The sequence below is a fragment of the Mucilaginibacter frigoritolerans genome (genome assembly GCF_007830615.1).
Lineage (GTDB): Bacteria > Bacteroidota > Bacteroidia > Sphingobacteriales > Sphingobacteriaceae > Mucilaginibacter > Mucilaginibacter frigoritolerans.
The window spans coordinates 29,943-48,696 of sequence record NZ_VLLI01000014.1; the positions used below are offsets into that span (position 1 = coordinate 29,943).

The window sequence follows — 18,754 nt, forward strand, 5'->3', positions numbered from 1 at the left end:
AGCCGCATGAGTTAAAGCATAATTGCTATTTGTAGCCCCTGTTATGCAGGTAATGATAATTTACACCACCGTTTAATCCATTTTTTACCTTAAAACCCTATCTGCTGCACTTGTAAAAGTGGGCAAATACGCTACCAATTTAACTTATAGCCAAAAGCTCTAAGCTTTTTCCGGCATTTACAAAACCGTAATGGCTCTACCTCTCGTAATTGTAACAGAAGTGTAAGTTTTTACACTTTAAGGAAATCGGCCCCACACTTTAAAGAAACTACCATTTTAAAATCAAGCTTATGAAAAAATCAATTAAAAAAATCCTGCTGTACAGCTTTGCAACGCTCTTGCTGCTGGTGGCAGTTTTAGCTGTTCACATTTATTTTGTTTACAGACCTGCTCCAGATCAATTTACAAGAGTTATGGCCAGGATAGACATCAAACAACAAATTAATCAGGACGATGCCAATAAGATTTCGGCATGGATGTTTCACCAAAAAGGAGTTGACCATGTATTGGTAAACCCTCAATCAAACATTGTAATTTTCACTTTCGCCCCAGTAAAAACCAGTGGCGATGTGATTGTAAAAAATTTCAAAACTGCTTTCAACTTCAAAGCAGAAAGGTTTATGCCGACTGCCGATAACCTGAAACATAGCTGCCCGGTAGCTGCATCCTCTTATACTTATAAAGTTTACAAATTAATCACTCAAATTATTTAACAAAAAACCATATGAAAAAGTTATCATTTCTACCCTTAGCTCTTGCTGCTATTTTTGCTTTAGTGCTTATTGAATCATGCAGTAAGAAAGCATCAAGCAACCCTACTCCAACAAAAACAACCACTGGAACTACCCTTTATGATTCACTTGGCGGTACTACATTGGTTGCAGATCCAACCCATTCAGGTGCAATGATTGAAACTGGTCGCCTGGCAATCCGTAATGTAATTGACAGCACCATTTTTGTCATTGCTGCAGATCCGAAGATTAACGGACACTTTACCGTTTTACTTTCAGAAGTAACTAAGGGTGATCTGTCAGGTTTTACCGACTTGAGCGAAAACTTAACCACTTTTGTTTCAGGCGCTACCGGTGCAAAAGATTATATCTACATCGGGCTTAGCATGTCTGATGCACATAACCCTGCTGTTAACCCACGTATGAATGGTAAAGCAACCAGTGCCGATTTTGACGAATTTGTTGTTGACTTAGTAGCCGGTGCCAATAAAAACAAAGTACCAGCCCACTTCATTGCATCAATAGGCGCAATAGTTGAAACACTAAGAAGCCAGGTAGTACAAATGTAATTGCAACATTGCGTTCAATTTAAATTATGGCCCGGGATCAATTAATTCCCCGGGCTTTTTATGCTAATGTTACTTTTTTTGTCAAAATTCCGACAAATTATTTTATTCTTACACCCGCATTACTTTGCAATGGAAATAGAGTGTAACCTTTGCAGCTATTAATGTATTTATTATAGCCTTTAAAAAAGGCGCGTTTTAGTTATAAAGTTAACGATACTAAAAACAAACGCAGGCTAAGCAAATGACAATAAAATGACGTGATTTACGGGCTTCACAATATCCTTTGTTGTGCTAATTACGTAAATGATATAAATAGGAAAAATGAACATAAATAGACCCTCAGATATTTCACACTTTTTTGTAGCAGGTATAAACTACAAGAAATCTGATACCGCTATCAGGGGCCAATTTGCCGTTAATAATGATCAGTATGAGGCTATTATAAAGTCAGCACCTGATCATCATATCGATTCATTTTTTATCCTTTCTACCTGCAACAGGACTGAAATTTATGGTTTTGCAGAAGATGCCTCGCGACTTGTGAATTTAATATGCTCGCAAACAAAAGGAGATGCTGCAACATTTGCTGATTTTGCCTACATAAAAAAGGGGGCCGATGCAGTTCAGCATTTATATAATGTGGGCGCCGGACTTGATTCGCAAATATTGGGCGATTATGAGATTGTTGGACAATTAAAACAGGCTGTAAAATTTTCAAAGGACCATAATTTTATCAATTGCTTTACAGAACGACTGTTTAACAGTGTACTGCAATCGTCAAAAACCATTAAAAACGATACATTGTTAAGTGGCGGTACAGTATCCGTATCATTTGCTGCAGTACAATACATCAAAGAAAATATAACCATTACCCCCGAAACCAAAATATTATTGATAGGAACGGGGAAAATAGGAAGAAACACCTGCAAAAACCTAATAGATTATCTGGGCACTAATAACATTACGCTAATTAATCGTTCTGACGAAAAAGCTCAAGAGTTGGCCTCATCTCTCCAATTAAAATTTGCGTCGATAAGGGATCTTGAAAGTAATATTGCGGCTGCCGATATTATACTTACTGCAGCAAATGCTGTTGAACCCATCATCTTAAAATCTCAGTTTAAACACACCAGCTCAAAGCTGATTATTGACCTCGCTGTTCCCAGCAATGTTGAAGCTACCGTTGCAGATCTGGCAAATGTTACCCTGGTGAATGTTGATATGCTATCGAAATTAAAAGACGAAACGCTAAATAAACGCAAGGCTGAAGCGCCCAAAGCAAAAATGATAGTTGCAGAGCATTTTGCCGACTTTATGGAATGGCACCAAATGCGCAAAAATGCACCTGCATTAAATGCACTTAAAATCAAGCTCAGTGAAATTTCCAAACAACACCAGGAATTATTAAACGGTGGGGAAACCAAATGCCCTTTTATTTCATTTGAACAAAAAATTCAACGGGTAGTAAATGGCACCGCCAGTAAAATGCGTTCCCAAAATAAAGGTGGGTGCCATTATATCGAAGCCATAAATGAGTTTATGATATTGGTAGCTAATTAACGCTGAACTTTCTGATTTCCAAAAGCTCTTTCACTTTCATCCCTTAAACGCTTATCAGTATCAAAAAATACTGATGTTATTTTATTTTCATAATAAACCATCTGCCCAAAAGAAATATTCTCATTATTTGGCGACAAGTTAATATGGAAATATAATTGATACTTGTCTTGATATTCCTCCTGTATCCAGTCAACCAAAAGCGCGTTCTGGAAAACATCACCACTAAAACAAATATCATTAATATGTGTGCGCTGTGCTACCTTTCCTATTAAGCTCACTATTGAATAATAAAATTTTGCTGCGATATAACTCCTATCCAGGTCCGCTTGAATATCAGTAATGACAGATTGCATCAGCAACGCTGTGGGGATAGGATAAAATTGAGCATCTGCTTTAAAATAAGATTCATCCATTACAAAACCATTTTCCTCAACATATTCTTCAGCAAGTACCTGGAGATATCCGGCAACCTCTCCACTATAAGTTTGTATATCGCACAAATTAAGTAATGATGCAACAGCGTCAAATATGCTATTTAATGATGAGCTAAAAGTGGCGGCATTAAGGGCCAATGATATGTATTTGCTCAATTCTGAAGAGGTAAATTTGTTTTGCCATAGGTCCTTTTGTGGCCAAACATAACCGGCGGTACAAAGGGCAGCTAAACGTGGTTCAGGTATTGGCTTGTCACTTTTTACTGCCGGAAAATAATCAATATGAAAACACCTCATCATTTCATTGTTTTCATATTTAAAAAACTCACCGCCCCAAATATTATCATCATAACCCAGGCCGCCACTATCCCAAATTACACCCAATACCGGCTTATTACTATGCAACAATCTATTTTCAGCTAATACAGCAGCAAAATGCGCCTCATGATGTTGCACAAATTTCACTTCGGTACCATATTTTTCAGCTAATTCTGTAGCGTATTGATGCGCAAAATACTCGGCGTTTTTATCTGCTATAATAACATCGGGCTTAACTTCATATAACGCCAGCAAGTGTTCAAGCGTATGTTTATACATCAGCTGCGCCTCGTATGATTCTCCGTTACCCAGATACTGGCTTATAAACGTATCATCCATATATGCCAGAGTAAAACTACTTTCTAAAGATGCCCCTGTTGCCAAAATGCAATAGTTGCTCTTCGACTTGTAATGGGCAAAAGAAGGTGCCATGCCCAATGATCTTTTCAAAATAATTGATTGATTTTCATATTTTGAAAATTGCATTATGCTTTTATCCTGAGGCACAACAATATCAAGATTGTGGCTAACTATAAAATCAACCACATCAAAAAGATATAAGGTAGCATCTTCATCCTTATAAATAACAGGTGAACCTGAAATATTAGCACCTGCTATAACCAATGGTTTTCCAAACTCATGTGAAATTAATTCAAAAAGTGCATTATCCGGAAGCATAACCTCAGTACGGTTTAGTTTAGGTGCAATGTAACTTAAAGCCACATTATTAGCCGAAGACTGTTTTGGATACAACAATAAAGCGGGCGAAGCATTACTTTGCAATAAGTATTTTTCTTGCTCGCTAATTTCAAAATTATTTTCCAAAGCTTTTATATCCGGATATAAAAGTGCGAATGGTTTTGTTGGGCAATGTTTTCGTTTACGCAATAACGCTATAGCATCTGGGTTACTGGCATCACATATCAAAACATAACCGCCAATACCTTTAACTGCCAATATTTTCCCCTGGTTTAAAAAATGCTTGATTAGTGAAAAAACTATTTCTATATTTCTTGACAGGATTGACAAATCGCTACAAAGAATGCTCAATTTTATGCCACAATCTGCACACGAATTGATTTCTGAAAAGAAACGCCGGTTATTAACCTGATTATATTCGTTAAAACAAGCTTCGCACATGCTGAAGTTATTCAGAGAAGTAGTACGTCTGTCAAAAGGCAGCTTTTTAAGAATAGCATAACGCGGGCCGCAATCAGGACAGGCAACAAAAGGATAATGGTAGCGTCGGTTATTAGAATTATGCAATTCGTCTTTACAATTATTGCATATCGCTATATCAGCCGGTATTAGTGCATGTACCGGCTCTCGTCCATCATCTTCATTATAAATATTAAAATCAGAAAAATGATGTTCCTGTATTTTTTTAAATTTTGAAGAGGTTATTTCAACATAAGGGGCTCCCTGCTTTATTTTTTGCAGAAATTCACTGGCACCCAATAATGATGATGTATTAAAAAAGATTTCAGCCCCCCTATCCACATTTCTCACATAGCCAGTTACCCTCATTTCCTTTGCCACACAATAAACTAACGGCAGGAATTCTGCTGACTCTATATTTCCATCAATATGTATATAAAAGGTCTGCAATGGATTAGTTTTTATACATTAAGAAATTAAAAATTATTCAACAGCTCATTTCCTGTTGGAAATAAACTATTAACTCAACTAATACTTACTTACGTTTAATTTACTAAGGGGATATCAAATCATTGCACATCAATAGCTGATGAACGCGCCTTAAAAGGTATGGTACTATTTAAATTACGGATTATAATTATCGGCGTTTGCAAATTTAACACTTTTCGTCATTAACCAAATAGAAATATTTATTAATAATTAATATACAGACTAATTGTTTTAAGTTTTCTCTAATAAAATCGAGTTATGCAGGCACAACCATTGTAACCATTAATTAAACACCACTTACATTTTCCATTGGCTTTCATTTTTTCCGTATTAAAAAAATTACAGGATTACATGAGATAAAAGGAATATAGATGCATAGTTTTTTTAATTTTAACCGTACCAATACCATTATCTATGCTTACCAACTGTAAACTCCTTAAACCTTCTTTAGTAATTATTATTCTCTGTTCCGTATGCTTTGGTTTTTTAAATACAAAAGCTCAGGGAAGCAATCCCAAATTCAATGTAATAGCTTTTTATACAGCCCGTAATGATAAAGCGCACGTAAGCTTTGTGCATGAAGCAAACAAATGGTTTCCCTTGATCGCAGCGAAGTATCATTTCAAGTACGATTCTACAATGAACTGGAATAACCTGAATGCCGAATTCCTTTCACACTATCAGGTAGTTATTTTTTTAGATACCAGGGTCGATGATCCGGTGCAACGTGCGGCATTTCAGAAATATATGGAAAATGGAGGCGCCTGGATGGGCTTTCACTTTTCGGCATTTGCCCTTACCCCTTCTGATTTCCCTCAGAACTGGGATTGGTATCATAACACCTTTTTAGGATCGGGCCAATACGTTAGCAATATATGGCGCCCTTCAACTGCTATACTGGATGTTAACAGGAACTTTCCTGCAACTAAACATATGCCCGCAAAGTTTAAAACTTCACCTAATGAATGGTACCGGTGGGAAAACGATTTAACTAAAAACCCCAATATTGAAATACTTTGCTCTATTGATTCCGCCAGTTTTCCATTGGGAACCGGCCCAAAACAAAGCGAAATATGGCACAGTGGCTACTACCCTGTAGTATGGACCAACAAAAACTACAAAATGATTTATTTTAACATGGGCCATAATGACATGGACTATGAGCATAAATACGACAATACAGATAAAACACTATCGTATACATTTGCAAGCCCCATGGAGGCAAAGCTGGTAATAGATGCATTGCTTTGGTTAGGAAACGGAAAGGCTAAATAAAACAACATATAAGCACTTATGTATTTTTACAGATTAATAAATACATAAGCACTTACATAGTGTATTATTCATAAAAAAATAAATACGGTTTTGATAATAAAAGCTACTCTAATGCAAAATACTCGGGTACATATCAAGCAATTAACACTTTAAAACAGATAAGTGGTTGTAAATTAAAACGGATAATTATTAAAAAACATCCAACAGTAAATCAACTATTTAAATATTTAATTTAATCAAAACAACACGCCCTTATTTTCGTGGAATTACAACCTATTAAAGATTAAACCTCCCATTTTGTTGATAAGTACGCCAGTGTTAGTAAATTCCGCTTATTATTATGTATTTGAGGAGAAAAAATATGTTAAATATCTGTTAAAATATTGTCTGCAAACTCTATAGGGTTTATCTTTGTCTAATTGTTATTATCGTTCTAACCAATTAGTTCTTTATGATAAATAATGAGGTCAGTTACTACAAAAAGAGAAAGCTCCCGCTTCCTCTTTTTTGTTTTAATGTACTTTGCAGTCTACCTTATTGTTTTGTTTATTACGCCTAAAAGGTATCCTTTGGGATCATCAGCATATTCCCAAAACATAACCCCTCCCATTTTCTTTGACTTTACATATTTAACTTTTTTCTTTACCGACCATTCATCGTCAAAGGTGATAAACTGTCTTGTTATTGAATTATAAATATAATCAGCCTTTGCATGCCGGTCATGATATACTTTAAACCCGGGGAGTTTAAGAATACTATCTTTTATAATGGTATATCCATAACCTTTGGCACGTGTTGAAACAGAATCACCAAGGCCTTTGGCCCCCTCTTCTAAAATTGACGTACGCCCATAAAACGCCACGCCCATAACCAGCTTATTTACAGGCACCCCAGCTGCCACAAATAAGGTAACTGCTTCATTTGCATTATTATGAGCAACGTAAGCCTTTGATGCATACAACGCAGTATGATGTGATGCAGCCTTCCCTGCGGAGTAATCATAGGTCATTAAATTGATATAGTCCAGGTATTGTTGCACATCCTGCATCTCTGTGTGATCCAAAAAACCTTTAAAAGCGCCAACAGCAGTAGTTAACAGATATTTTTTATGCGTTTGCTGTTGCAGATTATCCAATTGTCTGCGCAACTCTTTAAACATAAGCGTATAATTCTGCCGATCTTCCGGTCTGTAAATATTACCATCCAAGCCTTTGCGTCTAGGATATTCCCAGTCAATGTCAATACCATCCAGATTAAACTTGCTGATAATAGCTACGGCACTAGCCGCAAATCCATGCCTTGCAGTATCTGATAATACTGCATCAGAGAACCTTCCGCTCCAAGTCCAGCCACCAATAGAGATTAATATTTTAAGAGCCGGGTTTTGTTTTTTTAACGTTACTAAACGCCTGAAATTGATTGTATCTGTTACTTCACGGTGAAGCCACGCACGGTTATTTTTAATATCTACAAAAGCATAGTTAATATGCGTAAGTTTCTTTACATCTATCTGATCTACATTTTTAATGATCCCTCTGAAACCACCAACATAACCAATTACCACTCTATTTGCCTGAGCCCGGATAACACCAGGCAATAATAACAGTAAGTTAAAGGCAATTATCAAAATTAAAACATTAACAGGCTTTTGGGGGCATTGAGGTTTCATGAGCAATAAGGCAAACAGGTTTATATCTTTAACCTTAATCTTCTTTTTTCTAAAAGACCGGTTATTAGGATCACAATAAACGATACAGCGAAGGAGCGAAAAATACCACCTGCTCCATAATTAAAAACATTTGGATAACTAAAATCAAATATGGTAAATATAGCCACCATAAAATAAGGTATCAGGTAACAGGTTAGGGTACTTGTTCCTGCTGGTTTAATAATTTTAAACCAGCTTAGCTTACCTTTAACATCTATCAGCCAAATAAATAATTCAAAAAATAAAACACCAATACCTGTGCAGATAAACACCCACGACGGCGTTGAATGTATTTTGGAAATACCTTCGGTATAAGGGCGTATAATAAAGCCCAGCCCTATTAACGCCAGGCCAATGAGTGCAAAGGTTAGCCATAATATTTTGTATCCACCTTTTGAAATAATCATGGGATAGAGCAAGGAAATTACTACTCCAAACATCATAAGTGATGCTGCTGCACCATCTTTAATAAGCGGCAACTTAATATCAATTATGGCAGCATGATAACAAACATTAATAGCAGCCAATAAAATAAGAAGTACCAGAAGCGCCATAAAATTCCCCCTTACTATAAGATACAACCCCGCACAAACCAGGTAGGCCCAACCAATAATACCCAGAATACCCCACCAGGATGCATTTAATCCAACAGGAGCTTGTGGGGTGCCTCCTTTATACAATACTGTCAATACAGCCAGTATAATTACACCGATACTTATAAGGATGTATTTTTTTATTTTGGCCATTGTTTCGGGATAATCAAGCCAAATAAGGAAGAAACTGAGGGTTAAAAGAAATTCCCAAACACCTGCAGGTATCAAAGCAGCGATACTGTATTCTTCCAGGTTAACATGAAAAAAGCCCATTACAATTAATGCGAATGAGCGTAGTAAAATATATCCTGCTGTAGAAATAAAGGAATCCCCCTTGTCAATCCTCCTGCCTATAGCCAAAGGAATAGATAAACCCGCTATAAATAAAAATATTGGGAAAATGGTATCTGCAAAATGCATTCCGTCAACATTCTCCCTTACGTGATCAATCCACAGAGGCACATGACGCACATCACTCAGATCATTTACAAATATCATAAAGAACATATTTACAGCCCGAAATACATCGATAGAAAGAAGACGCTTTTGTTGCAGCATTTATAATGATTTATGACTGTTAAATAATCAGTTTTTAAATATAATGGCTATTTTTTGATTTTAAATGTATTGTTTTTGATATATTACTGATGATAACAAGCTGGATCAGTTAATAGTTTTTGAACAGCTACAGATTAATTTTAAAGTACTCTATACCAATACAGAAAGCTTTAACTTAAAACCTCTTCCAGTATATCGTGCGAACGAATGTTTCCGAAACTTTCAATATGAAGGGCGTAATAATCCAATAGCTTTTGAATCAGATAACGACGTTCTTCATTAATAAGTTTTAATTGAGGCAGGTTTTCAAAATTATATTGCAGCAGGCGTGCAAAATTGTGTGTGTGCGGGGGTGAAAGATATAATGTTGTATCAGGTTTATATGGGCAAAAAACGCCATTTTTCATATCAAAATAATCGGCTTCACCTGCCAGGTAGCGATCTGGATAAAAGCCTAGATACCGGGTAAGCTGCACCAGGAACAATAAATGAAAGTTAGCCAGGCCTTCTGTTTGATGATCAAGCCATTCAATGGCGCTGAATACAAAATCAAACAAATTCTCATCAACCCCTTGTTGTTTTACTGCCTTATACAAAACCTCGTTTAAAAACAGGGCAATACTGCTTTTTATAATATCATATGGGATATTTTGTAAAAGCGGAAAGTTTTTAAGTTCCTTTATACGCTGCACATTCCCAGCACTTTTATGATAAACCACCATATCTAACAATGACAATGGCTGCAGCATATTGCGGCTAATTTTTGCCTTTGGCTTTTTGGCCCCACTAACCATATAGGATTGTATGCCGAATTTTTCAGTAAATACCTGTACAATAACGCTGCTCTCGCTATAGTCAGTGGTTTTAAAAACTATTCCGCGGGTTTTATGAAGCATGATTTATCAATGCCAGCAGCTTTGGTGAAAAAATGATCAATGCAGTAATAAGGGCAAATAAAGCAGCAATAACAACGGCAGCAGCGCTCATATCCTTTATACGTCCTGCCTTTTCATTATATCCCGGCGAAACAAGGTCAACAAGTGTTTCAATCATTGTATTAAAAATTTCAGTTACCAGTACCAGGCAAATGCTTATCGCTATCCAGTTCCATTGCTCCAAAGAAATTTGCAGCAAAAAACCTACTATAAAAACTAAAACAGTTGCAACCAGATGTATCCGAAAGTTTAGCTGGGTAGCTGTAGCATAAACAAGTCCTTTAAAAGCATAACCAAAACTTCTTAATAGTTTTTTCATAAATAGCTATAATATAACATACCGCAAGCGATCAAGAGCTGGCCGTATTAAAATGTCTAAGATACAAATCTGCACATTTGAAAAACATTGTCACAATCTCATTTAATGAATTACCCTGATTAATGTATTTTCGTAGTTTAGCCCCCGATAATCTTCATCGAAATAATGATTTGGAAAAAACTCGCTGATTTTGTACTAAAACAACGAATTCTTATACTGGCTGTTATTGGCCTTGCCAGTATTTTTATGGGATATAAAGCCAGCCAGGTACGCATAACTTTTAATGGAGGCAAAGTGCTACCGGTAACTGATTCTGCCTATATCAGGTATATGCAATTTAAAAGTACTTTCGGGCAGGATGCAAGTACCATGGTAATCGGATTTGAATCACCTTCTATTTTTAACAAAGATGTATTTAACGATTGGAACCAGATAGGCACCCGTATCCAACATATTAAAGGCATAACTGGAGTTATATCAGTTGCCAACTTGTATAACCTCGAAAAAGACACCCTCAACCATCGCTTCACATTAAAACCTCTTGTAAAACATCCGCTTATCAGCCAGGCAGAGGTTGACAGCATAAAAAAACAGATCCTTAATCTCCCCTTTTATAAAGGACTTTTGTTAAGTGAAAATGGCAACGCCACCTTAATGGCCATCACTTTTGATGGAAAAATTATCAATACCCCAAAAAGAGTACCTATTTTAAACCAGATATTAAAAGAAGGCAAGCAGTTTGAACAAAAGCATAATATACAAGTTCATTACTCGGGCTTACCATTGATCCGCACAGTTGCAGGCGACCTAATGAAGAATGAGTTTACACTTTTTTTAAGTTTATCATTACTCATTACGGCCTGTATCCTGTTAATTATATTCCGGTCGCTTTTCCCGGTTATTTTCCCGGTACTGGTGGTACTGCTTGGTGTTACCTGGAGCCTGGGCATATTGGTTTTAATGCATTATGAAATCACCATACTTACCGGTATTATACCACCCCTGGTGGTAATTATTGGAGTACCCAACAGCGTGTTTATTTTAAATAAATACTACTATGAGTATAGCCATACCGGCAATAAAATGCAATCATTAAACATTGTAATTGAAAGGGTAGGTATAACCACCTTTATCGCCAATGTCACCACTGCAATAGGCTTTGGCGTGCTCTGTTTCACCAACAGCGAGTTGCTTACTCAATTTGGTTTGGTTGCTTCTTTAAGCATTATGGTAACCTTTGCGCTAAGCCTTATACTGATTCCTATAATTTTTAGCTATTTGCCCAGCCCTAAACCGCGACAAAGCGGTATTAAAGATCGCAAAATCATTCAGTTCGTATTATTAAAACTCGATTACCTTGTACATCATCACCGCAAGGCAATTTATATTACAACCTTTATTTTGGTTATTGTTTGCACCTATGGCCTTTCACTCATCAATGTAAACGGATACGTAGTTGATGATTTGCCCAAAACAAGTAATACATTAAGCGATTTGCAATTTTTTGAGAATAACTTTAAAGGCGTTTTACCGCTTGAAGTTAGCATTGACACCAAACGCAAAAACGGCGTAATGAACCAGGTATTTATTCATAAGGTTGAAAAACTGGAAAACCTCATTTCATCGTACCCTGAATTTAGCCGTTCGCTATCATTAATACAGGCCCTTAAATTTTCTACACAAGCTTTTTATGGTGGCAATAGCCGCTACTATCGTTTACCCGACGGCCTGGAACAAGGCTTTATATTAAGCTACGCAGGCAATTCGGGCAAAAACACCAATGTATTGCATAATTATATCGATAGCAACAAACAGTTTACCCGTGCCAGTTTTGAAATGATAGATGTAGGCTCAAGCCGCATGAATGTTGTATTGGCCAATTTACAGCCTCGTATTGATTCTATCTTCAACCCTAAAAAATATCATGTAGAGCTTACCGGATCGAGCATTATTTTTATAAAGGGTGCCAATTATATGGTTAAAAACCTTTATGAGAGTCTGGCATGGGCCATATTTTTAATTGCCGGTGTAATGTGGGTACTGTTTAGAGGCATTAAAATGATAGCAGTTTCTTTATTGCCCAATCTTATACCCCTGGTAATTACTGCGGGTATTATGGGATTTTTTGGCATCCCGCTTAAGCCTTCAACTATCCTGATCTTTAGTATAGCAATGGGTATATCATCCGACCAAACTATCTATTTTATTACCCGCTACAGGCAGGAATTGAAAAGCACCAATAAAACCATTTCACGGATAGTTTCAGATACGATCCGCGAAACGGGCATCAGCATGATCTACATTGCCATTGTTCTATTTTTTGGTTTCGGAATCTTTGCGGCCTCTACCTTTGGTAGTACCAAGGCGCTGGGCATTTTACTTTCGGTAACTTTATTGGTTGCCATGTTCAGCAATTTAACTTTATTACCGGCCTTTTTACTGAGCATTGAGCACCGCGAAGAGAAAAAGAAGAAAAAGGCTGATTAAATTTATATGTTAAAACATTCTGCTCAATGCAACGTAGTTAACCCTGTGAAACATATTCACTAAAAATGGACTTAAAACTTAACAACAAAGTTGCCATTGTTTTGGCTGCAAGCAAAGGTTTAGGCAAAGCTATAGCAACTGCTTTATCTGCCGAAGGTGCAAAAGTAATTATTGGCTCGCGCGATGAGACAGAACTGAATAAAACAGCTTCAGCAATACAACAACTTACAGGTAATGATGTCATCGCTATTCCGGTGGATGTTTCAGATGCAGCCCAGATTAATAGCTTTATTCAAAAAGCTGCTGATAGTTTTGGGCGAATTGATATTTTACTCAATAATGGCGGCGGACCATCATTTAATAAATTCGAGCATTTTGATGATGCTGAATGGCAAAAAGCATTTGAATTGACATTGCTAAGTTTTGCCCGAACCAGCAGACTGGTACTACCTCATATGCAAAAAACCGGAAGTGGTCGTATTATCAACATTATCAGCGGTTCGGTAAAATCAGTACTGGCAAATTCCGTTCTTTCTACCAGTATGCGAATGGGCGTTGTAGGAATGGCTAAATTAATGGCTGATGAGTTCGGCCCGTACAACATTACTGTAAATAATGTTGCACCTGGAATGATATCAACAGATCGGCTTAAACACACTTTACCAAAAGACGTTGATCCTGAAACGGCTTTAAAAGAGAAGGCGAAAAGTATTCCTCTTGGCCGGATAGGCAAACCCGAAGAACTGGCAGCGGTGGTTGCTTTCCTTGCATCAGAGCAGGCATCGTATATCAGCGGTACCACCATCCAGGTTGATGGCGGGGCAAGCAGGAGTATTTTTTAACTATAACAACTTCGGGTTCAATACTGAATCAATCAGCTCTCCAATAGGACTGTCCAGCAACCATTTGTGATGATCATTTTTTTGCCAGCTATTTTTATGCGGAGTAACCTTTGCCCCATCAGCAATGTAAATAATGGTCATAACCTCACGCATTTTACTGGAGTTATTGCCATTGGCATGATGAATAGTAAAACCGCGATGCCATGTGGCATCACCCGCATTCATCGTTTTGGCGCGACTTATAGGAAACTGGTGTTCCTTAACATAATTATCAAATGCAGTTTCCGATTCATCTGATATTTCACAATTAAAAACCGCCTCCTCTTTAAATGATCCTGATGCAAAGGTGAGCATGCCCATATTTTCATCAATATCTACCAGCGGCATCCACATGGTTATAGTATTATTGGTATCAATTGGCCAATAGTATTGATCCTGATGCCACGGAGTTGGCCCTCCTCCTGGCTCTTTAAACAAAGCCTGATCATGATAAAGCCTAACATTTTCAACCCCCATTAAATCGGCAGCTATTTTCGCCATCCTCCTGGCAAAAACAAATTTCCGGGCATATTCATCATTTTCCCACAGATTCATAACCTGCAAAAAAGCTTTACCATAAGTATCTCTATCCTGTAATTTGCGTTTTTCAGTATTGTATCTTTCAGCAGCATCAACTATTGCAGGCCGGTAAGCAGCCATTTCATCGGCAGATAAGACATTTTCAATTAGAGTATGCCCTTGTTCGCGAAATTCGGTGATATTTCCAGTGGATATTTTTTTAAAATCATCCAAACAAGGTAAAGCTATATTTGTTTCAACCATAACCAGAATTTACTTTTCAAAGAAAGTAACATCTACTCTTAAAAAAAATGTCATAAATGGGACAATAATGGGTTATTTTATCCATAAATTTACAATTTAAACAATTTAAATTAAAATACACCATGATAAAGGCCTCTTACGAGATTCTTCAACCCATGAATGGTCACTCGTTTTTAGTGAGGTGCTTTAACAAAGTTGCATTTGATGCCCCTTATCATTTTCATGAAGAATATGAGCTTACTTATATTTTGACAGGTAGTGGAAAACGATATGTAGGTAACCACATGGAAGATTTTACAGCGGGCGATTTGGTGCTGCTTGGTCCTAACCTTCCCCATTGTTGGAAACTTGAGACCGGTAAGGATGAAAAGCCTGAAGGAAGTGCTATTGTGATACAATTTAATGCTTCTTTTTTGGGTAATGACTTTTTCAATAAAGGCGAACTGAAACATATTAAAGCGCTGTTTGAAAGAAGCAGCAGTGGAGTACATTTTAAAAAAGGAATCCAGTCAACCGTTAAGAAAGATTTAGTTGCGTTGGGTAAAGAAAAAAACAGCTTTAAAATGCTGTTGGAGTTACTTGAGATTTTACAAAGCCTGGCAACCTCAAATGATTTTAATTTATTAGATCAAAACGGCATTGTTGCTGAGCGCACACGCACAGAACAAGAACGTATTAACCCTGTTTTTGCTTATCTGGTAGAAAACTTCAGGCATCATGTCAGCTTGGATGTTGCAGCAAGTATAGCCAATATGACACCAAATGCCTTTTGTAAGTACTTTAAGAAAACCACCCGCAAAACTTTTATGGAAACCATAATTGATTACCGGATAAATTATGCCACACAACAACTTGTCCAAACAGACAAGCCTATCTCTGAGATATCATTTGAAAGTGGTTTTGGGGATGTATCGCACTTTTATAAAACCTTTAAACTAAAAATGAGCCTCAGCCCACTCAACTACCGTAAAAAATTTATGCGGAATTTAGGCCTGGAAGATAAAAAGGTTGCCTGAAAATTCTCATTGATATTATCTAAGATTCAAATAGCAACTAACTTACATCGTAAATATCTCAATGCTATATGCGCTAAGATGTAATTTAATTATACTTCCATCAATTTCGGGCTTTTTGCTACCATACAAAGATATTAAAGAGCCTTTTCCTCCGGCCACATTTACATTGGTATCTATTGCTTTATCAGAAAGGTTTACCGCCACCACAAACTTCTTATTACCATCATATCGCATAAAAGTAAAAACCTGGTCGCTGCTATTTTGAAGGGTTTGGTAATCTCCACTTGATATTACGGGGTTAGCTTTGCGTATGGCAATTACTTTACGATAAAAACTCCAGATAGAATTGGGTTCATCTTGTTCTTCCTCAAGTGATATGCCATCGTCAGGCACATCATTATTAAATTGATTTTTCCACGGACCTTTTGCCTTATACCACAGGGCCATCCCCTTACCTTTATCACTCTTGTACCATTCAAAAGCTTCCCGGTTAGGAATATCATTGGCGTCGGTAGCCCCTAAGGCTGCATTAGTACCTTTCATACCTATTTCCTGTCCGTAGTATATTGAAGGTATACCACCCAATAACAAATTCAATGTAGCACCTATCTTCAGCCTTCTTATATCACCTTTTACTCCGGTACTAAACCTTGGCATATCATGGTTTTCAATAAATACCACTTGCTGTTTACCTGCCGGGATACTCAGAAAAGTAGAATCTGCAGCCGCAGTTAACTGTTTTTTATCAAATGAGCGGATGGCAAATGCAAGTCTGAATGCAAATACCCTGTCAACTCCACCGTTATTAAAATAATCCGATCCAAAATCAGCCCAGTTAGCCTGCTCGGCAACAATCTTTAAATGAGGATTAACCTGTCGCAGTCTGTTTAATAAGGGCTTCCAGAAAACATTAAATAAATTGGTTAAAGCAGGCTTATTGTCCAGGTTATCCATCATATGATCCAGGCGGAAACCATCTACCCCATCATCAAATTTACCATCGTTATTCGGATCAACCCAAAACTTAAACAACTGGTAGTTATAATCCAGCACCCCTGCACTCTTTAAATTAACGGTGGTTATTTTCCGGTATGTACTATCGTATCCTAACAAACCTTTTAAATTAAATATAATGGGCGATGGCTGTGTGTGAGCTTTATCATCATACAATAAATAATCACTGTACGGCGAGTTCAAGTTATTAATACCATCTTTCCACCATAAATGATCTTCGGTAACATACTGGGTTTCCATATCCATATACAACTTCATTCCACGGCGGTGGAGTTCCTTTATCAGATGCAGATAATCCTGCATAGTACCATAACGGGGATCTATCTTCTTAAAGTTGGATGCGAAATAATTATGGTAAAAAACAGATTCATAAAGAGGAGTTAATAATATGGCGGTAACGCCAAGCTTTTGCAGATAATTAAGCTTTAACCTTATCCCATTTAAATCTCCATGCAAGTCGTCGTTGCTATCGTAAAAGCTCCGTTCAAATATGTGGTATATAATTTCATTACTACAGCTCCTGGTAATATTCACTGTACTTTGCGCATGAACTTTCCCAAACACAAATAGGAACAATAAACCAATAAAAAACAGGGACTTTATCTTCATTTTGCTTTAAACTTGAAGTTTCAAATTAAACACCATTTAAATAAAAAGCAAATAAATTAATTCAACCAGTCACAATCTGATAACCGATTCAGGTAAATTTTAAAAATTGAATTTCATTCGCAATGAAGCGATCTATCTTGAAAAACTACTAATAACATGATTAGTATTTTTTTCACGTTTAAGTGGCATAAAAATTACAAGGGTCATTATTGCCACTAAAATGGAGAGCAATATCAATGTGGTTTTGTATTCTCCCAACGCACTTTTCTTGTACTTCTTATTTATATATTTCATAGTAGATATTAACTTATTTTGTAACTGTTTACATTTATAAATTTTATATTTATATACCTTTACGCAATACCATCCAAATTTGCTACAACAGTATCAAAATATTTATTTAACAACTGTAGGCTTTAGTTTGTTTATAATAAAAAACAGAAATGCTGGCTGCTTAGTAAAAGCACTTACAGCTAAAGCTTTTACTCATTTTTCTTCTACAGTTATCAAAAAACAAAAGTCTGATTTATTTTTTATCGTGAAAAGAAAAACATCATTTTTTGGTCAGTTTTTGTTCATTTATAAAACATAAGCAGTATTTATTCGTTTATCCTGCATATAGATGCGTTTCTAGCATTTATAATTGTGATAAGGTTTAGGTTGAAAGCCCCCAAACAGCGAGTGTAAGGGGGCTTTTATTTTTTTCCTAAAATTTCCTAAAAGTACAACTAAAACACTAGTTAATCAAGGTGTTATTTAATTTTCTCTCTATGTATTTTAACCCCATCTTAGCACCCGAACTAAAGTATAATGAAAGAGATAAAAAAAACGCTGTATCAACTATGCCTTGAATATGTACAAAAACGTATGGAAGCGGCTCAGCAAGCTATTAATGAAGCCCAAAAAGCATCAAATGATGATACCAAAAGCAGTGCCGGCGATAAATATGAAACCAGCCGCGAGATGATGCAGCAGGAAACAAACCGAAATCTCGCCCAATTGAATGAAGCTAATAAACTTAAAGTAGCATTGAATTCAATAAACCCCGAAAACTCGTCAGATAAGGGTGAAACAGGTAGTGTAGTATTAACCAGCAATGGCAACTTTTACATTGCCATAAGTGCCGGGGTATTACAGGTTGATAATGAATCGTATTTTGCCATTTCGCAGGCATCTCCTATCGGAATGAAATTAAAAGGATTAAAAGCAGGGGATGAATTTAACTTAAATGACAAAATTTACCTCATAAAAAAGATATTTTAAATTTTTTTAAAACATTTGACGCGTATTTATATTTAGTATCTGTAATCATTCAAA

General features: G+C 36.6%; 15 protein-coding genes. 8 read left to right on the forward strand and 7 right to left on the reverse strand.

Translation table 11 applies throughout. The annotated features are described in order from the left end of the window. Positions 1 to 290 precede the first annotated feature (290 nt). The 3 genes from JN11_RS20365 (at position 291) to hemA (ending at position 2,860) form a co-directional block, all read left to right on the forward strand. The gene (locus JN11_RS20365; protein ID WP_144915578.1) at positions 291 to 713 is read left to right on the forward strand and encodes a hypothetical protein; all 423 of its coding nucleotides are present in this window, start codon (positions 291 to 293) and stop codon (positions 711 to 713) included. An 11-nt stretch (positions 714 to 724) separates the two neighbouring features. Next, complete coding sequence (locus JN11_RS20370) at positions 725 to 1,300, forward strand: globin family protein (protein ID WP_144915580.1); 576 nt, start codon at positions 725 to 727, stop codon at positions 1,298 to 1,300. A gap of 321 nt (positions 1,301 to 1,621) precedes the next feature. Then, positions 1,622 to 2,860, forward strand: a complete 1,239-nt coding sequence (gene hemA, locus JN11_RS20375; RefSeq protein WP_144915581.1) for a glutamyl-tRNA reductase — start codon at positions 1,622 to 1,624, stop codon at positions 2,858 to 2,860. Here hemA and hypF read toward each other — a convergent pair. Further along, positions 2,857 to 5,220, reverse strand: coding sequence for a carbamoyltransferase HypF (gene hypF / locus JN11_RS20380; RefSeq protein ID WP_170227811.1), 2,364 nt, complete (start codon positions 5,218 to 5,220; stop codon positions 2,857 to 2,859). The two genes, hemA and hypF, sit on opposite strands and share 4 nt — an antisense overlap. Positions 5,221 to 5,673: 453 nt before the next feature. On the opposite strand from hypF, the gene JN11_RS20385 reads away from it, so the two are divergent. Continuing rightward, complete coding sequence (locus JN11_RS20385; RefSeq protein WP_144915585.1) at positions 5,674 to 6,534, forward strand: ThuA domain-containing protein; 861 nt, start codon at positions 5,674 to 5,676, stop codon at positions 6,532 to 6,534. A gap of 529 nt (positions 6,535 to 7,063) precedes the next feature. On the opposite strand, the gene JN11_RS20390 is transcribed toward JN11_RS20385, so the two are convergent. From JN11_RS20390 to JN11_RS20405, 4 genes are all read right to left on the reverse strand, one after another. Further along, positions 7,064 to 8,203, reverse strand: a complete 1,140-nt coding sequence (locus JN11_RS20390; RefSeq protein ID WP_144915586.1) for a glycoside hydrolase family 18 protein — start codon at positions 8,201 to 8,203, stop codon at positions 7,064 to 7,066. Between the two features lie 20 nt (positions 8,204 to 8,223). Then, entirely contained in the window at positions 8,224 to 9,393 is a 1,170-nt protein-coding gene (locus JN11_RS20395; protein WP_144915588.1) for a DUF5009 domain-containing protein, read from the reverse strand. A gap of 170 nt (positions 9,394 to 9,563) precedes the next feature. Next, on the reverse strand, positions 9,564 to 10,289 hold the full coding sequence (gene recO, locus JN11_RS20400; protein ID WP_144915589.1) for a DNA repair protein RecO: 726 nt from the start codon (positions 10,287 to 10,289) through the stop codon (positions 9,564 to 9,566). Next, complete coding sequence (locus tag JN11_RS20405) at positions 10,279 to 10,647, reverse strand: diacylglycerol kinase family protein (protein ID WP_144915591.1); 369 nt, start codon at positions 10,645 to 10,647, stop codon at positions 10,279 to 10,281. The genes recO and JN11_RS20405 overlap by 11 nt, the downstream gene beginning before the upstream one ends. A 165-nt stretch (positions 10,648 to 10,812) precedes the next feature. Between JN11_RS20405 and JN11_RS20410 the strand changes: the two genes are divergently transcribed. Both JN11_RS20410 and JN11_RS20415 read left to right on the forward strand, forming a co-directional pair. Next, on the forward strand, positions 10,813 to 13,134 hold the full coding sequence (locus JN11_RS20410) for an efflux RND transporter permease subunit (RefSeq protein ID WP_144915593.1): 2,322 nt from the start codon (positions 10,813 to 10,815) through the stop codon (positions 13,132 to 13,134). Between the two features lie 65 nt (positions 13,135 to 13,199). After that, on the forward strand, positions 13,200 to 13,976 hold the full coding sequence (locus tag JN11_RS20415; protein ID WP_144915595.1) for an SDR family oxidoreductase: 777 nt from the start codon (positions 13,200 to 13,202) through the stop codon (positions 13,974 to 13,976). Here the strand turns inward: JN11_RS20415 and JN11_RS20420 are convergent, their stop codons facing one another. Further along, positions 13,977 to 14,798: a phytanoyl-CoA dioxygenase family protein gene (locus JN11_RS20420; protein ID WP_144915596.1), complete on the reverse strand. Its 822-nt coding sequence runs from the start codon at positions 14,796 to 14,798 to the stop codon at positions 13,977 to 13,979. Between the two features lie 122 nt (positions 14,799 to 14,920). Between JN11_RS20420 and JN11_RS20425 the strand changes: the two genes are divergently transcribed. Next, the gene (locus tag JN11_RS20425) at positions 14,921 to 15,814 is read left to right on the forward strand and encodes an AraC family transcriptional regulator (protein ID WP_144915598.1); all 894 of its coding nucleotides are present in this window, start codon (positions 14,921 to 14,923) and stop codon (positions 15,812 to 15,814) included. A 42-nt stretch (positions 15,815 to 15,856) separates the two neighbouring features. Here the strand turns inward: JN11_RS20425 and JN11_RS20430 are convergent, their stop codons facing one another. Further along, positions 15,857 to 17,437: an alpha-amylase family glycosyl hydrolase gene (locus JN11_RS20430; RefSeq protein WP_144915600.1), complete on the reverse strand. Its 1,581-nt coding sequence runs from the start codon at positions 17,435 to 17,437 to the stop codon at positions 15,857 to 15,859. An 810-nt stretch (positions 17,438 to 18,247) separates the two neighbouring features. On the opposite strand from JN11_RS20430, the gene JN11_RS20435 reads away from it, so the two are divergent. Next, positions 18,248 to 18,700, forward strand: coding sequence for a 3-oxoacyl-ACP synthase (locus JN11_RS20435; protein ID WP_144915601.1), 453 nt, complete (start codon positions 18,248 to 18,250; stop codon positions 18,698 to 18,700). Positions 18,701 to 18,754 lie beyond the last annotated feature (54 nt).